A 13,785-nucleotide genomic window follows, 5' to 3' on the forward strand; every position below is an offset into this window, starting at 1 on the left:
CCGGGGACTCCGGGCACGAAGGACCGCGGTTCCGGTCCCCCCGGTCCGGAACCGCGGTCGGGCCTCGGGCGGCGGAGACTCCGCCCTCCGCCGGTACGCGCCTGGAACCCCCACAGTTCCGTTCGGCGCCCCTCAGCGGAGGTGGTCCCGCTCACCGCCCGAGGCTCGTGCGCCCGCCACGACCGGCGGGCGCACGTTCCAGGGAGGTCAGGCGATGCTGTCGGGCAGCAGGTTCAGCTGGCTGGTGTCCACCTGGGGCCGACCCAGGTCGGGCATGCCGTCCACGCCCACCAGGTCGTTGCCCACGAAGTCACCGGAGGGGTCGAGCTGCGTCGTGCGGACCGCGTCGACGGCGAGGTCGGCCACGTCCGAGACCTCGGGAGCGGCGGCCATGGGCAGGGTGCCCTCGGGCAGGGGCAGCAGGTCGGCCGAGGCGTCGGCGACGGTCTCGGGCAGTGAGGAGGTGCCCGCGGACATGGGCAGCTTCACGTCGTCGGACAGCACCAGGTCGGAGACCAGGTCGGCGGCGCCGCCGGTCAGGTCGGTGTTCTGGCCGTTGATGGGGCCGGTGGGGGTGTCCGCGGCGGCCAGGGGAAGGGTGTCCCCGGACGCGGGCAGGGTCGCGTCCAGGCTGCTCAGGTCGGTGCCGACCTCGTGCGTGCCCCGCTCGACCGACGAGCCCAGCTGGTTGAGGCCGGTGCCGACCGTCTCCCTGGTGTCCTGGAGGGACAGGGAGGACTCCGGGTGCGACAGCGGCAGGGTGCCGCCGCCCGCCCCGCCGCCGACACCGCCGAGCAGCCCGCCCACGAGGTCCGTACCGCCCAACCCCGTGGAACCACCGCCCAGCAGACCGGACAGCGCGTCACCCGACACCGGACCCGAGGCCAGCCGCTCCGTGGAGCCGTGGCTCAGCGGCAGCGTACTGCCGCCGGTGTCCAGGCCCACGCCTTCGAGCAGGTCGGTTCCGCCCAGCAGGGTGGACAGCGGGTCGCCCGACACCGGACCCGAGGCCAGCTGCTCCGTGGAGGCGTGCGACAGCGGCAGGGTGCCGCCGCCCGCCCCGCCGCCGACACCGCCGAGCAGTCCGCCCACGAGGTCCGTACCGCCCAACCCCGTGGAACCACCGCCCAGCAGACCGGACAGCGCGTCACCCGACACCGGGCTCGCGGTGCCCGACAGGGGCAGCGTCTCGCTGACGGTGTCCAGCTCCAGCGGACCGACGTTGGTGGCGTTCTCCTCCCCCGCCCGGATCGGGGCGTCGGTGGAGACGGCGTTCCCGGCGACCGGGCCGAGGGGCTGATCCGGGGCGGACTGGCGCCGCACGTCGGGCTGGGCGGAGATCTGACCGGGCTCGACCTTGACCAGCTCGCCCAGGGGCGTGGAGACGCCCTCCGTCAGCGGCGCCGGAACCTGGCTGCCCAGGTCGTTCAGCGCGAGCCCGTCCGTGGCGCCGCCGAGGACGTCGGCCCCGGCGATCCCGGCGCCGAGGGCGACGAAACCCGCGGTGCTGGCGGCCACCAGCAGGGTCCTGGCAGAGGTGCGAGCGGTGTTGAACATGTCGTGTGTCCTTCCGGAATGTGGTCTGTGGCTCTCGCGTGGACGGCGTTCGTGTGCGCTTCCCGCCGTCCGGCGGTTCCGCTCCCCTGGCCGGGGGGAGGGGTTCCGCTCTGGTCCGGGCTTTCCGGTGGGAGAGCCCGCCGCGCCTGGAGGGAGCGGTGCGGCTCTACCGGTCATCAGTCGTGGATCTGGCTGGCCACTGACTGACGTGAACCTCGCCGTCGAGGTGCGCGGCTCACGTCAACCCCCAGAGGAGTCCGGTTCCTCACCCACCGTGATCGGTCGGAGGCGTTGCGGCTCTGGGAAGGGGCGTGCCAGGAGGGGTCGCTGGGCGACCGGCTGGGAGGGGGCCGCTAGTCGGGCGAGAAGGTCGGCTCGTCCGCGGACTCGGCGGGGACCGCGAGCAGGACGTGCCGGGCGGCCTGGAGCTGGCCGGGCGCCGGTGCCGGGGCACCGGTGGTGGTCAGGTAGCCCGCGACGGCGGGGACACCGATGGGAGCGCCCTGGGCGGAGCCCGAGGCGGAGCCGTTCAGCCCGGAGGGCGTGGCGACCGGGTCGGAGACCAGGCGCGCGGGAGCGTTCTCCGCGGCCGGGTCGGCGTGCGCCCGGACGGCGCCCGCGGTGGCTCCGGTGACGGCCGGGACGAAGTGCGTGACGACCTCGGCGGGTGCGGGCGGTACCGCGGCCCCGCTCTCGGTTCCGGTCCGCTCGTCCGTGTCGGCCGGGGTCGCGGACGGGTCCTGCGTCCGCGGCTCGGTGCCGGAGGCGTCGTCCTCGTCGAGGTACTCCTCGACGGGCTCGGTCACCCCGTGCACGGTGTCGCGGATCTGCCGGGCCACCTCGGAGGTCTCGGGCACGTCGCCGCGGGAGACCCCGGCGGACCCGTCGAGGACCATCCGCGTGGTGTTCTCCCCGACCGCGGACACGGCGCCGACCAGCGGGTCGTTGATCCTGGCGGTCATCGGGACGGAGGTCCCGGCGTCCGGGCGGTTCCCGGAGTCGGGGCCGCCCGCGTCCGTCCGCGCGGCGTCGGCCTGCCCGGAGCCGTTCCGGCCCGAGCCTTCGTGACCGTGAGCGGCCCGCTCCGCCTCCGGCCGCTCCGCGACCGCCTGGGCGGCGGGTGCCCGCACGCTCGCGGCGACGGAGGCGGCCTGGTGCACGAGGGTGCCGGTCGCCCCCTCCTCCTGCGCCCGCACGGGGTCGGAGGCCGTCAGCCACGCGGTGACCACGAGGCCGCAGACCAGGGCGGCGAGCAGCAGCGCCCGCCGCACCGGCGCGGGGAGCACGGCGGAACGGGCGCCGGCGGCGCTCGTGAGACCGTGGACTCCAGACACCGGGGGTTCCTCTCCACCGTGGGGCGAGAACCGACACGCGGGGGCGGTCGGGGCCGGTCGCGCCGCACCGGGCGGCGCCTTCCAGCCGGGGGACGGGAGGTCACAAGGGCCTCGTCGCGTCCGCTGATCGCGACGTTAGCATGAATTAGACGACCGGAACCCCGAATCCACAGGAATTCCCGCCCATCCGGAACCGGCCCCTGAACAGCAAGATGTGGCAAACCGGGGAAAAACCAACGACAATTCGACTATTACGCCCGAGGAAACGCGCATTGCCACAACGCCGACCGGCTCTGCGGAGGTTGACGGACACATGACTGAGATCCCCCAGAGCTCCTCCCTGTCCCCCCACAGCGTGGACGAACTGCTGGACGAGGTGCGCTCACTGGACCCGCGCATGTCCGCGCACGGCCGGGTGCACTCGCTGCTCCAGGCCGTCCTGGCCATCGGCGGTGACCTCGACCTGGCGACCGTGCTGCGCAGACTGACCGAGGCGGCGGCACAGCTGACCGGCGCCCGGTACGCGGGCCTGGGAGTGATGGACGAGGACGGGGGCTTCAGCGAGTTCATCCCCGTGGGCCTGAGCGAGGAACAGGCCCGGCGCGTCACCGGCTTCCCCCACGGCAAGGGCGTCCTGGGCGTGCCCCTGAACGAGCGCGCGTCACTGCGCCTGGCCGACCTGCGCGAGCACCCCGACTTCGAGGGCTTCCCCGAGGGCCACCCGCACATGGGCAGCTTCCTCGGCGTCCCCATCCAGGTGCGCGACGAGGTCTTCGGCAACCTCTACCTCACCGAGAAGGCCCGGGGCGCGGAGTTCGACGAGGACGACGAGGCGGTGGTGACCGCGCTGGCCACCGCCGCGGGCATGGCCATCGAGAACGCGCGCCTGTACGAGGAGGCGCGGCTGCGAGAGCGGTGGCTGGCCGCGTCCACCGAGGTCACCACCCGCCTGCTGTCGGGCGCCGACACCTCCGAGGTGCTCGCCCACATGGCCGCGCAGGCCCGGGAGATCGGCGGCGCGGACACGGCCGTGATCATGCTCCCCGATCCCCGCGCCCGGGGGCACCTGTTCGCGGAGATCGCGGACGGGCCCATCGCCCAGGAGATCCTGGGGACGCCGGTGGAGATCCACGGCTCCGCGTGCGGGTGGGTGTACGAGTCGGGAGAGGCCCTGAGCGTCCCCGACCTGAGCCGTGCGAACTGCCCCATGCTCGCCCATCGCGGCTACGCCTCGGGCCTGGTGGTGCCCCTGGGCACCCCGGGGAACACGCGCGGGGTGCTGCTCCTGGGCAAGCTGTCCGACCGCGCCCCGTTCACCGCGGCGGTACGCCGCATGCTGCACGGGTTCTCGGTGCAGGCCGCGGTGGCCCTGGAGCTGGCCGAGGCGCGGCGCGACACCGAGCGCCTGGCGGTGCTGGAGGAACGCGACCGGATCGCCAAGGACCTGCACGACGTGGTGATCCAGCGCCTGTTCGCCTCGGCGATGACGCTGATGAGCACGCTGCGGCTGATCACCTCACCCGAGGCCGAGGAGCGGGTGCAGCGGACCATCGACGAACTCGACGGCACCATCCGCGAGATCCGCTCGACGATCTTCGCGCTCCAGAACCCGCCGAGCCGCAGGGACACGTCGCTGCGCGGGCGCATCCTGAAACTGGCCGAGAACACCGCGCACAGCCTGGGGTGCCACCCCGGGGTGAGCCTGGACGGGCCGATCGACGCGTCCGTGCCCGACGACATCGGCGAGCAGCTGCTCGCGGTGCTCGGCGAGGGACTGACCAACGTGGCGCGGCACGCGCGCGCGACGGAGGTGCACGTGTCGGTGGCGGTGGAGGAGGCCGCGCACACCGGGCGCCCCACCACCCTGACCCTGACGGTGACCGACAACGGCGTGGGCCTGCCCGAGCACGGACGGCGCAGCGGTCTGCGCAACCTGGAGCAGCGGGCCCAGGCCCTGGGCGGCGGTTTCACCGCGCGCGGGAGCGAGGGCGGGGGCACGGTGCTGGTGTGGCGGGTGCCCCTGCGCGACGACGCCGTGCCGCCCCCGGACAGTTTCTGAGGGATCCGGTCCCACGGTCCACGAGCCACCGCGCGGTCGCCGGGGCCCGTGGGACCACCGGGACTGCGGAGACCATCGGGACCGCCGTGGTCGGCCCGCTGCCCGACCCGCCGGGGCGGGCCGGGCAGCCGTGGTCAGTACCGGCGGCCGCGCAGTTCGGCGACGAGCACGGCGGCCTGCGTGCGGCGCTTGAGGTCCAGTTTGGACAGCAGGGCGGACACGTAGTTCTTGACGGTCTTCTCCGCCAGGTACAGGCGCTCGCCGATCTGCCGGTTGGTCATCCCCTCGCCGATGAGGTCGAGGATCTGCCGCTCCTGCGGGGTCAGCTCGGCCAGCGGGTCCGGCTCGGCCTGGGCGCCGCGCAGCCGCTCCAGCATCGCGCCGGTGCTGCCCGAGTCCAGCAGCGAGCCGCCCGAGGCCACCGTGCGAACCGCCCCGACCAGGTCGGCGCCGTGGATCTGCTTGAGCACGTACCCGGCCGCTCCGGCCATGACGGCGTCGTACAGGGCGTCCTCGTCGGCGAACGAGGTCAGCATCAGGCAGGCGATCTCGGGGTGGTCCGAGCGGATCTCCCGGCACACCTGCACGCCCGACCCGCCCGGCAGCCGCACGTCCAGGACCGCGACGTCGGGCAGCACCACGGGGATCCGCGACAGCGCCTGTTCGGCCGTCCCGGCCTCACCGACGACGGTCATGTCGTCCTCGGTCTCCAGCAGGGCGGCCACCCCCCGGCGGACCACCTCGTGGTCGTCCACCAGGAACACCCTGATCCGCTTGCGAACGCCCTCGGCTCCACCACCCGGCATCGGCCCATCCTCATCCCTGCGTCACCGCGATCAGACACCGCTCCGATGAAGACGGTAATACGTGCGGAGGCCCGCGCGCGGGCCCTTAGGCACCGAACTCCTCGGACGAAGGTCCTACAAACGGACAATTCTCCTCATCTTCGGAGCAAAGCACCTGATCGCAGCGGGTGTGCACTTGATTCCCACGAGCCACGAAACCTCTCGGAATTCACGGCCTCCGGTCCGCCCAGGGACGGGCGAGCTCGAACGCGCGGCAGGCCGCCAGCACCCGGGCGTCGGCGTGCCGGGGTCCGACCACCTGGAGGCCCACCGGCAGCCCCGCCGCCGTGAACCCGCAGGGCACGCTCGCCGCGGGCTGCTGGGTCATGTTGAACGGGTAGCTGAACCCCGCCCACGAGGTCCACCGCTCCCCCGCCAGCCGCGGCGGCGACTCCAGCCCCGCCTCGAACGCCGCGATCGGCATCGACGGGGTGAGCAGCAGGTCGTAGGCGTCGTGGAAGCGGCCCATCCGGGCGCCCATCTCCATCCGCAGCGCCATCGCGGTCAGGTAGTCCTGCGCCGAGTAGGTCAGCCCCTCCTCGACGATCTCCCGCAGGCCGGGGTCGAGCAGGTCCCGCTGGCGGTCCGTGAGCCGGTCCGTGGCCTTGGCCGCACCGGAGTACCACAGCACGTGGAACTCCTCCCGGGAGTCGGGCAGGCCGGGGTCGGCCTCCTCCACCCGGGCGCCCAGCGCCTCGAACACGGCCACCGCGTCGGCGACCGCCGCGGCCACCTCCGGGTCCACGTCCAGCCCGCCCAGGGTGGGGCTGTAGGCGATCCGCACGCCCCGCACCAGCCGCTCGGCGTCGGTGCGCAGGCGCACGTCGCCGAGGCCGGGCGCGGGCGCCGCCAGCGCGGCCCAGTCGCGCGCGTCGGGCTGGGCCATGACCTCCAGCATCAGCGCCATGTCGCCCACCGTGCGGGCCAGCGGCCCGGTGTGCGCGAGCGACCCGAAGGGGCTGGCCGGGTAGTGCGGCACCAGGCCCCACGTGGGCTTGATCCCGCACACGCCGGTGAAGCTGGCCGGGATGCGGATCGAACCGCCACCGTCGGTCCCGGTGGACAGCGGGGCCATCCCGGCCGCGACGGCCGCCGCGGACCCGCCGCTGGAGCCGCCCGGCGTGGTGGACAGGTCCCACGGGTTGCGGGTGACGCCGGTGAGCGGGCCGTCGGTGACGCCCTTCCACGCCAGTTCGGGCGTGGTCGTCTTGCCGACGAACACCGCGCCGCCCTCGCGCAGCCGGGCCACCGCCGGGGAGTCCTCGTCCCACGGACCCTCCTGGGGGCTGGTGACCGAGCCCTTCAGGGTGGGCCACCCGCGGGTGAGGTGGACGTCCTTGACCGAGACCGGCACCCCGTCCAGGACCCCGGAGGGCTCGCCGCGCCGCCACCGCTCGGCGGAGGCGCGGGCGGCCTCGCGGGCCTCGTCCGGGCGCACCAGGCAGAACGCGTTGAGCGCCGGGTTGTCCCGCTCGATGCGCTCCAGCACGGAGTCGACGGCCTCCACCGGGGACAGCTCCCCGGCGGCGTAGGCCGCGAGCAGCCGCTCGGCGGACAGGTCGGCCGGTGCGGAGGGCCCGCCGGGGCGCGCCTGCGGAACCGCGGTCGCCCCCGGGGCGCCCTCGGCCGCGCCGACGTCCGCGTTCGCGTCCTCGGTCCCGGCCCGGTCGGAACGGATCGTCACTTCAGCCTCCCGTGTCACGCCATCAGGGGTCAGCCGGGCACGTAGCCGCGGCTCTTGTCGACCACGTTGAGCAGTTCCCGCCCGTCCAGGTAACGGGCGAGGTTGTCGAGGAACAGGTCCATGAGGTCATCGCGCCAGCCGACGACGTCGCCCGACATGTGCGGCGAGACCACCGACCCGGGCAGCCCCCACAGCGGGGAGACCGCCTTGAGGGGCTCGTCCTCGAACACGTCCAGTGCGGCGCCCGCGATGACGCGGTGCTCCAGGGCCGCGGCCAGGTCGGCCTCGACCACGATGGGGCCGCGCGCCACGTTGACCAGTCGCGCGGTGGGTTTCATGAGCCCCAGGAAGCGGCGGTCGACCAGCCCCCGGGTGGCGTCGGTGAGCGGGGCGGCGATCACCACGTAGTCGGCCTCGGGGAGTTCGCCGGCCAGGGTCGGGGCGCCGTCGGCGCCGCGTACGGCCAGGCTGGACTCGACCACGGTGCCGAAGTCGGGGTCGCCTTCCCGCGCGCGGCTGCCGGAGGCGCGCACGCGCATGCCCACGGCGGTCAGCTTGCGGGCGATGTGGCGGCCGATCGGCCCGGTCCCGACCACGAGGGCCCGCCTGCCGGACACGCGCTCGGTCTCCCTGTGCTCCCAGCGGTGCTCGCGCTGGTGCTCCCAGGTCTGCTGGAAGCCCTTGGCGAAGGCGATGACCTGGCCGAGCACGTACTCGGCGATGGGCTCGTCGAAGACCCCGCGCGAGTTGGTGACCACCGCCGGGCTCTCCACCAGGCCGGGGAACATGAGGTTGTCCACCCCGGCGGTGGCGGCGTGCACCCAGGCCAGGGAGTCGGCCTTGGGCCAGGCGGAGGCCAGCGCCTCGGTGAACAGGTCCCACACCAGCAGCGCGTGCGCCCCGGGCAGCCTGGCGGGAAGCTCGTCGGCGGTGGCGTAGACGACCTCGCCGAGGCGGGGATGGTCGTCCATCCGCTCGCGGCCGGGCGGGAGGTCGTCACCGTGGAGGACGAGGAGTCTCGGTCGGTCGGGCGGGATGAGGCTGTTCACGGGCGTGCACTCTCCGGTTGGCGACGGTGGTTCAGAGAGGTCGTCGGGGACGGATCGCCCTGCACGGGAAACGCTAGGGAGCCCACATAGGATTGTCAACAATCCACAAATCGACTGTTCCCCCCGAAACCCGGGCCTCCCCCACCACCTCTGACCTGCCCGGGATACCCACTCGCACCGGGGTTATTGCCGCATCCGGGTTGTGGACCCTAGGATTGTCAACAATCAACAGCCCCGGCGCCGGGGGTGTTCCCGCAGGTCCCGCTGCCCGACGTCGAAGGGACTACCCATTGCCCCGGTACATGACCATCACCCTGCCCAGGCGCGGGGTCTCCTGCGTCGCCGAACTCCTGGACAAGGACGCGCCCCGCACCTGTGAGGCGGTCTGGAACGCCCTGCCGCAGGGCGACGCGGTCCAGCACGCCAAGTACGCGCGCAACGAGGTCTACACGATGGTGCCGCGGTTCGCCGATGACGAGCCCGGCCAGGAGAACCCCACCGTCACCCCGATCCCCGGCGACGTCGTCTACTTCTCCTTCGACGGGGGCATGCTCGACCGCGCCTTCAAGGAGGACAAGGGGATCGGCCACCTGCCCGGGGTCATCGACCTCGCCCTCTTCTACGGGCGCAACAACCTGCTCCTCAACGGCGACGTCGGCTGGGTGCCCGGCAACGTCTTCGCCACCGTCGTCGAGAACCTGCCCGCCATGGCCGAGGCCTGCAACGACGTCTGGCGCTCGGGCAGCGTCGGCGAGCGGCTGGTGTACGAGCGCCTGGAGCGCTGACCGGCCCGCGGGCCACCACGACCGCGCCCGCGGACGGCCCTCGGGCCCCGGCGCGGAGCGACCGCGTCCCCGCGGGGACGGCAACGACAACACACATCCGGGAGGTGAGTGACCGATGCGGACCGACGGAGAGCACACGAACGGCACCGGCGCGCAGCAGCAGGTCGTCGAACTGGCCGCGAGCACGCGGACGCCGTGGCAGGCGGGGGTCGGCGTCATCGCGCCCTACGACTTCGCGCTCGACCGCGAACTCTGGCGCTGGACGCCCGACGACGTCTCACTGCACGTCACGCGGTTGCCGTACGTACACGTACCGGTGACGGTCGACCAGGCCGCCGCCCTGTGCCGGGAGGAGCACGTGGCCCCGGCGGTCCGCGCGCTGCTCGCCCCCGAGCCCCTGGCCATCGGGTACGCGTGCGCCTCGGGCAGCTTCGTGCACGGCGCCCGGGGCGAGCGGCGCCTGCACGGGGCCATGGTGGACGCCGGGGCGCCCGCCGCCGTCACCACGTCCGGGGCGCTGGTCCAGGCCCTGGAGGTGCTCGGCGCCGACCGGATCGCCGTCGTCACGCCCTACGTGGACAGCGTGACCGACCGGCTCCTGGCCTACCTCGCCGAGCACCGCGTCGCCGTGACCTCCAGCGTGGGGCTGGGCCTGCTCAGCCACATCTGGCGGGTGACCTACGCCGAGGTGTCCGAGGCGGTGCACTCGGTGGACCGCCCCGACGCCCAGGCCGTGTTCATCAGCTGCACCAACGTGCTCACCTACGACATCATCGCGCCCCTGGAACGCGAGCTGGGCAAACCGGTGATCGCGGCCAACCAGGTGACCATGTGGGCCGTGATGAGGGCCGCGGGCCGCCAGGCCGTGGCCCACGGACAGAGTCTGATCGACGTCGCCGCACCGAGTGCCGCGTGACGCGCGGGACGTGACGCAAAGGAGGGCCACATGACCCGCGTCGGATTCCTCTACCCCGGGTTCAGCGCCGAGGACGACTACAAGGCCTTCGAGGGCCTGCTCGGAGGGGGCGTCGAACTCCCCGTGGTGCACACGCTCATGCGCGAGGACGCCCACCGCGTGGACGCCCTGCTCGACGTCGGCGGCGAGGACGTGCTCGCCAGGGGCGCCCAGGAGCTGGCCGTGATGGAGGTGGAGGCCGCGGTGTGGGCCTGTACCAGCGGCAGCTTCGTGTTCGGCTGGGAGGGCGCCCGCAGGCAGGTCGAGGGGGTGCGCCGGCACGCGGGCGCTCCGTCGTCGAGCACCTCGTTCGCCTTCGTGCACGCGCTGAGCCAGCTGCGCGTCTCGCGGGTGGCGATCGCCGCCACCTACCCCGACGACGTCGCCCAGAGGTTCGTGGAGTTCCTCACCGAGGCGGGGGTGACCGTGCTGTCGCTGGCCAGCCACGGCATCGCCACCGCCGCCGAGGTCGGCGACCTGGACCCCGACGACGTCCTGGACTTCGTCATCTCCAACGACCACCAGCGCGCCGAGGCCGTCCTGGTGCCGGACACCGCCCTGCACAGCGCCCACCTCATCGAACCCCTGGAGGCGCTGCTCGGCAAGACCGTGCTCACCGCCAACCAGGTGAGCGTGTGGGAGGGTCTGCGCCTGGCGGGGGCGACCGCGGGCCGGGGCTCCGGACCGGGCATGCTGTTCCGTTCGGGTTCGGCCGCGGTCAACAGCGTCCTGGCGCCCCGTTAACCTCGACGACGCGCCCGCCGCGCGTCCCGTCCCCGATCCGAGAGGAGGGCGGCCATGCCCGCCCCAGGCCAGCTCAGACCCGTGCCCCGGCGTTCCACCGCCGAACTGATCGCCGACCAGCTGCGGTCCGCGATCATGTACGGCTCGCTCGCACCGGGTGACCAGCTCGGCGAGTCCGAGCTGGCGGGTCAGCTCGGGGTGAGCCGCGGCCCCCTGCGAGAGGCGATGCAGCGCCTGGTGCAGGAGGGGCTGCTGCGCAGCGAACGGCACAGGGGGCTGTTCGTGCGCGAACTCACGCCCGCGGACGTGCGCGACGTCTACGTGGCCCGGCTCGCCGTCGAGCGGACCGCGTGCGAGCTGATCATGCGCGGCAACCGGGGCGAGGCCGTCGCCCGCCTCACCCCGGCCGTGGAGCGGCTCGCCGCCGCGGCGGCGGGCCGCGACCGCAACGCCATGAGCGACGCCGACCAGGCCTTCCACCAGACCCTCGTCAGCTGCGCGGGCAACAGCCGCCTGGAGCGCATGGCGCAGACGCTGCTGGTGGAGACCCGGATGTGCCTCACGGTGATGCAGGACGTGTACCCGGAGCCGGAGGAGCTCCTGGACGAGCACCGCCGCATCCTGGACGCGATCGTGGACGGGGCGGAGGAGGAGCTGCTGCGCCTGATCGAGGCGCACATGGTGGACACCGTCGAGCGCATCAACGGCGGGGGCGGGGAGTCCGTCCCCGAGGCCTAGGACGCCCGCGGAACACGGACGCGCCCGTGCCGGTGCGCGGCGCCGACGTCCGGAGTGCCCCTGGGCGCGGTCGTGCCGTGCCGCCGCCCGGCACCGACGCCTGACCTGTGCTGGCCGGAAACGTCACCGGTGTGACGCAAGGGGTCTGAACCGCGATGATCTTGTACTTGTAGCCGATGTCGGCGCTCGAACCCCGCTATGAGTACGAGATCGCGGCGAACAGGATCGCGGAGGCGCCGCGTCGCCTCCGTCACTCCCGCAGCCGGTACCTGGCCAGGATGCGCTCCCTGGCCTCCTCGAAGCTCATCTCACCGCGTGCGATCCGCTCCAGGTCCGCCCGCGCCTCCGGCGACGGTTCACCGCCCGCCGCCCTGACGGAGGCCAGAGCGGCGGCGGTGTCACCGTCGTCGGGAATCCGTGTGCCCATGGGGCGAGCGTAGGCGGTGCCGCGCCCGAGGCACAGGCGAACCTCCGGATCGCCCGGACATCCGGTCAGATTCCGCCGATGCCGACGTACTTGGTCTCCAGGAACTCGTCGATGCCGACCCGGCCGCCCTCGCGGCCCAGACCGGAGTGCTTGACCCCGCCGAAGGGCGCGGCCGGGTTGGAGACCACGCCCTGGTTGAGGCCGACCATGCCGGTCTCCAGGTTCTCGCTGACCCGCAGCGCCCGGTTGAGGTCGCGGGTGTAGACGTAGCTGACCAGTCCGTACTCGGTGTCGTTGGCGGCCCGCAGCACCTCGTCCTCCGTCTCGAAGGGCAGTACGGGGGCCACCGGGCCGAAGATCTCGGTGGTGGACAGCTCGGCCTCGAAGGGCACGTCGGCGAGCACGGTGGGCTTGTAGAAGTGGCCCGGGCCGTCGCCGGGGCCGCCGCCGACCAGCACGCGGGCGCCCTTGCCCACGGCGTCGTCCACCAGGCCCTGCACCTTGTCGCGGGCCTTGTCGTCGATGAGCGGGCCCACGTCGACGCCCTCGTCCACGCCGCGGCCCAGGCGCAGCGCGCCCATGCGGCGGCTGAGGCGCTCGGCGAACTCCTCGGCGATGCCCGCCTGGGCGTAGATGCGGTTGGCGGCTGTGCAGGCCTCGCCGATGTTGCGCATCTTGGCGAGCATCGCGCCGTCCACGGCGGCGTCCATGTCGGCGTCGTCGAAGACCAGGAAGGGCGCGTTGCCTCCCAGCTCCATGGAGGTGCGCAGAACCTGCCCGGCGCTCTGTTCGAGGAGCTTGCGCCCCACGGCGGTGGATCCGGTGAAGGAGACCTTGCGGATGCGGCCGTCGCTGAGCAGGGGCTCGGTGACCGAGCCCGGGTCCGTGGTGGGGATGACGCTGAGGACGCCCTCGGGGAGCCCGGCCTCGGAGAGGATGCCCGCCAGCGCGAGGGCGGACAGGGGCGTCTGGTGGGCGGGCTTGAGGATCATGGTGCACCCCGCGGCGATGGCGGGGCCGATCTTGCGGGTGCCCATCGCCATGGGGAAGTTCCAGGGGGTGATGAGCATGCAGGGGCCGACCGCCTGGCGCATGACCAGGAAGCGGGACTTGCCGTCGGGGGAGGTGGAGAACCCTCCCTCGATGCGCACGGCCTCCTCCGAGAACCAGCGCAGGAACTCGGCGGCGTAGGCGATCTCGCCCCGCGCCTCGGCGAGGGGCTTGCCCATCTCCAGGGTCATCAGGACCGCCAGGTCCTCCCGGCGCTCCATGAGCAGCTCGTAGCCCCGGTACAGGATCTCGCCGCGGTCCCGGGGCGCCGTGCGCATCCAGTCGGCCTGGGCCCGGTGCGCCGCGTCCAGGGCGTCGAGCGCGTCCTCCTTCCCCGCGTCCGCGACCTCGCAGAGCACCTCGCCGGTGGAGGGGTCCTCCACCTCGAAGGCGTTCCCGGAGGCGGCGTCTCGCCACGTCCCGCCGATGAACAGCCTCTTGTCCACCTGCGCGACGACCCGTGCTTCCTGATCCGACATGTTCGCTACTCCCCGGTCGAGATTCGGCCTGTGGTCAGAACTGCCCAACGTGCGCCCACTGGACACCGTCGCCGCACGG

Annotated in this window: 12 protein-coding genes; 5 read left to right on the forward strand and 7 right to left on the reverse strand. The window is 73.3% G+C overall.

Going from position 1 to position 13,785, the window contains the following annotated elements; genetic code table 11:
• Positions 1 to 207: 207 nt before the first annotated feature.
• Together G011_RS0116385 and G011_RS0116390 are read right to left on the reverse strand one after the other, a co-directional pair.
• Complete coding sequence (locus tag G011_RS0116385; protein ID WP_019609433.1) at positions 208 to 1,557, reverse strand: hypothetical protein; 1,350 nt, start codon at positions 1,555 to 1,557, stop codon at positions 208 to 210.
• Between the two features lie 353 nt (positions 1,558 to 1,910).
• On the reverse strand, positions 1,911 to 2,891 hold the full coding sequence (locus G011_RS0116390; protein WP_026338364.1) for a hypothetical protein: 981 nt from the start codon (positions 2,889 to 2,891) through the stop codon (positions 1,911 to 1,913).
• A 313-nt stretch (positions 2,892 to 3,204) separates the two neighbouring features.
• Between G011_RS0116390 and G011_RS0116395 the strand changes: the two genes are divergently transcribed.
• Positions 3,205 to 4,950 carry a GAF domain-containing sensor histidine kinase gene (locus tag G011_RS0116395; protein ID WP_019609434.1) on the forward strand — a complete coding sequence of 582 codons (1,746 nt, stop codon included), beginning with the start codon at positions 3,205 to 3,207 and terminating at the stop codon, positions 4,948 to 4,950.
• 134 nt (positions 4,951 to 5,084) lie between these two features.
• Here the strand turns inward: G011_RS0116395 and G011_RS0116400 are convergent, their stop codons facing one another.
• The 3 genes from G011_RS0116400 to G011_RS0116410 all read right to left on the reverse strand — a co-directional run bounded on the left by G011_RS0116400 (position 5,085) and on the right by G011_RS0116410 (position 8,528).
• Positions 5,085 to 5,756 (reverse strand): response regulator transcription factor, encoded by a 672-nt coding sequence (locus tag G011_RS0116400; RefSeq protein WP_013155741.1) that lies wholly within the window; start codon positions 5,754 to 5,756, stop codon positions 5,085 to 5,087.
• A gap of 208 nt (positions 5,757 to 5,964) precedes the next feature.
• Positions 5,965 to 7,479, reverse strand: a complete 1,515-nt coding sequence (locus G011_RS0116405) for an amidase (RefSeq protein ID WP_019609435.1) — start codon at positions 7,477 to 7,479, stop codon at positions 5,965 to 5,967.
• Positions 7,480 to 7,508: 29 nt separating this feature from the next.
• Positions 7,509 to 8,528: a D-2-hydroxyacid dehydrogenase gene (locus G011_RS0116410; protein ID WP_019609436.1), complete on the reverse strand. Its 1,020-nt coding sequence runs from the start codon at positions 8,526 to 8,528 to the stop codon at positions 7,509 to 7,511.
• Between the two features lie 302 nt (positions 8,529 to 8,830).
• On the opposite strand from G011_RS0116410, the gene G011_RS0116415 reads away from it, so the two are divergent.
• From G011_RS0116415 to G011_RS0116430, 4 genes are all read left to right on the forward strand, one after another.
• The gene (locus G011_RS0116415; protein ID WP_019609437.1) at positions 8,831 to 9,313 is read left to right on the forward strand and encodes a DUF3830 family protein; all 483 of its coding nucleotides are present in this window, start codon (positions 8,831 to 8,833) and stop codon (positions 9,311 to 9,313) included.
• 115 nt (positions 9,314 to 9,428) lie between these two features.
• Entirely contained in the window at positions 9,429 to 10,229 is an 801-nt protein-coding gene (locus tag G011_RS0116420; RefSeq protein WP_019609438.1) for an Asp/Glu/hydantoin racemase, read from the forward strand.
• Between the two features lie 30 nt (positions 10,230 to 10,259).
• Complete coding sequence (locus tag G011_RS0116425; RefSeq protein WP_019609439.1) at positions 10,260 to 11,012, forward strand: maleate cis-trans isomerase; 753 nt, start codon at positions 10,260 to 10,262, stop codon at positions 11,010 to 11,012.
• A gap of 54 nt (positions 11,013 to 11,066) precedes the next feature.
• Positions 11,067 to 11,750 carry a GntR family transcriptional regulator gene (locus tag G011_RS0116430; RefSeq protein WP_026338365.1) on the forward strand — a complete coding sequence of 228 codons (684 nt, stop codon included), beginning with the start codon at positions 11,067 to 11,069 and terminating at the stop codon, positions 11,748 to 11,750.
• 250 nt (positions 11,751 to 12,000) lie between these two features.
• Here G011_RS0116430 and G011_RS32120 read toward each other — a convergent pair whose 3' ends face one another.
• Both G011_RS32120 and G011_RS0116440 read right to left on the reverse strand, forming a co-directional pair.
• Positions 12,001 to 12,177, reverse strand: coding sequence for an antitoxin VbhA family protein (locus G011_RS32120; protein WP_013155748.1), 177 nt, complete (start codon positions 12,175 to 12,177; stop codon positions 12,001 to 12,003).
• 65 nt (positions 12,178 to 12,242) lie between these two features.
• Positions 12,243 to 13,706 carry an NAD-dependent succinate-semialdehyde dehydrogenase gene (locus G011_RS0116440; RefSeq protein WP_019609441.1) on the reverse strand — a complete coding sequence of 488 codons (1,464 nt, stop codon included), beginning with the start codon at positions 13,704 to 13,706 and terminating at the stop codon, positions 12,243 to 12,245.
• Between the last annotated feature and the right edge of the window lie 79 nt (positions 13,707 to 13,785).

This window comes from Nocardiopsis sp. CNS-639 (genome assembly GCF_000381685.1).
GTDB classification, from domain to species: Bacteria; Actinomycetota; Actinomycetes; order Streptosporangiales; family Streptosporangiaceae; genus Nocardiopsis; species Nocardiopsis dassonvillei.

What these genes read in the sequence shown, in the direction of transcription:
- G011_RS0116440 (WP_019609441.1), bottom strand. Translation starts at nt 13,706, where the DNA reads ATGTCGGATCAGGAAGCACGGGTCGTCGCGCAGGTGGACAAGAGGCTG.
- G011_RS0116420 (WP_019609438.1), top strand. Translation starts at nt 9,429, where the DNA reads ATGCGGACCGACGGAGAGCACACGAACGGCACCGGCGCGCAGCAGCAG.
- G011_RS0116385 (WP_019609433.1), bottom strand. Translation starts at nt 1,557, where the DNA reads ATGTTCAACACCGCTCGCACCTCTGCCAGGACCCTGCTGGTGGCCGCC.
- G011_RS0116425 (WP_019609439.1), top strand. Translation starts at nt 10,260, where the DNA reads ATGACCCGCGTCGGATTCCTCTACCCCGGGTTCAGCGCCGAGGACGAC.
- G011_RS32120 (WP_013155748.1), bottom strand. Translation starts at nt 12,177, where the DNA reads ATGGGCACACGGATTCCCGACGACGGTGACACCGCCGCCGCTCTGGCC.
- G011_RS0116430 (WP_026338365.1), top strand. Translation starts at nt 11,067, where the DNA reads ATGCCCGCCCCAGGCCAGCTCAGACCCGTGCCCCGGCGTTCCACCGCC.
- G011_RS0116400 (WP_013155741.1), bottom strand. Translation starts at nt 5,756, where the DNA reads ATGCCGGGTGGTGGAGCCGAGGGCGTTCGCAAGCGGATCAGGGTGTTC.
- G011_RS0116415 (WP_019609437.1), top strand. Translation starts at nt 8,831, where the DNA reads ATGACCATCACCCTGCCCAGGCGCGGGGTCTCCTGCGTCGCCGAACTC.
- G011_RS0116395 (WP_019609434.1), top strand. Translation starts at nt 3,205, where the DNA reads ATGACTGAGATCCCCCAGAGCTCCTCCCTGTCCCCCCACAGCGTGGAC.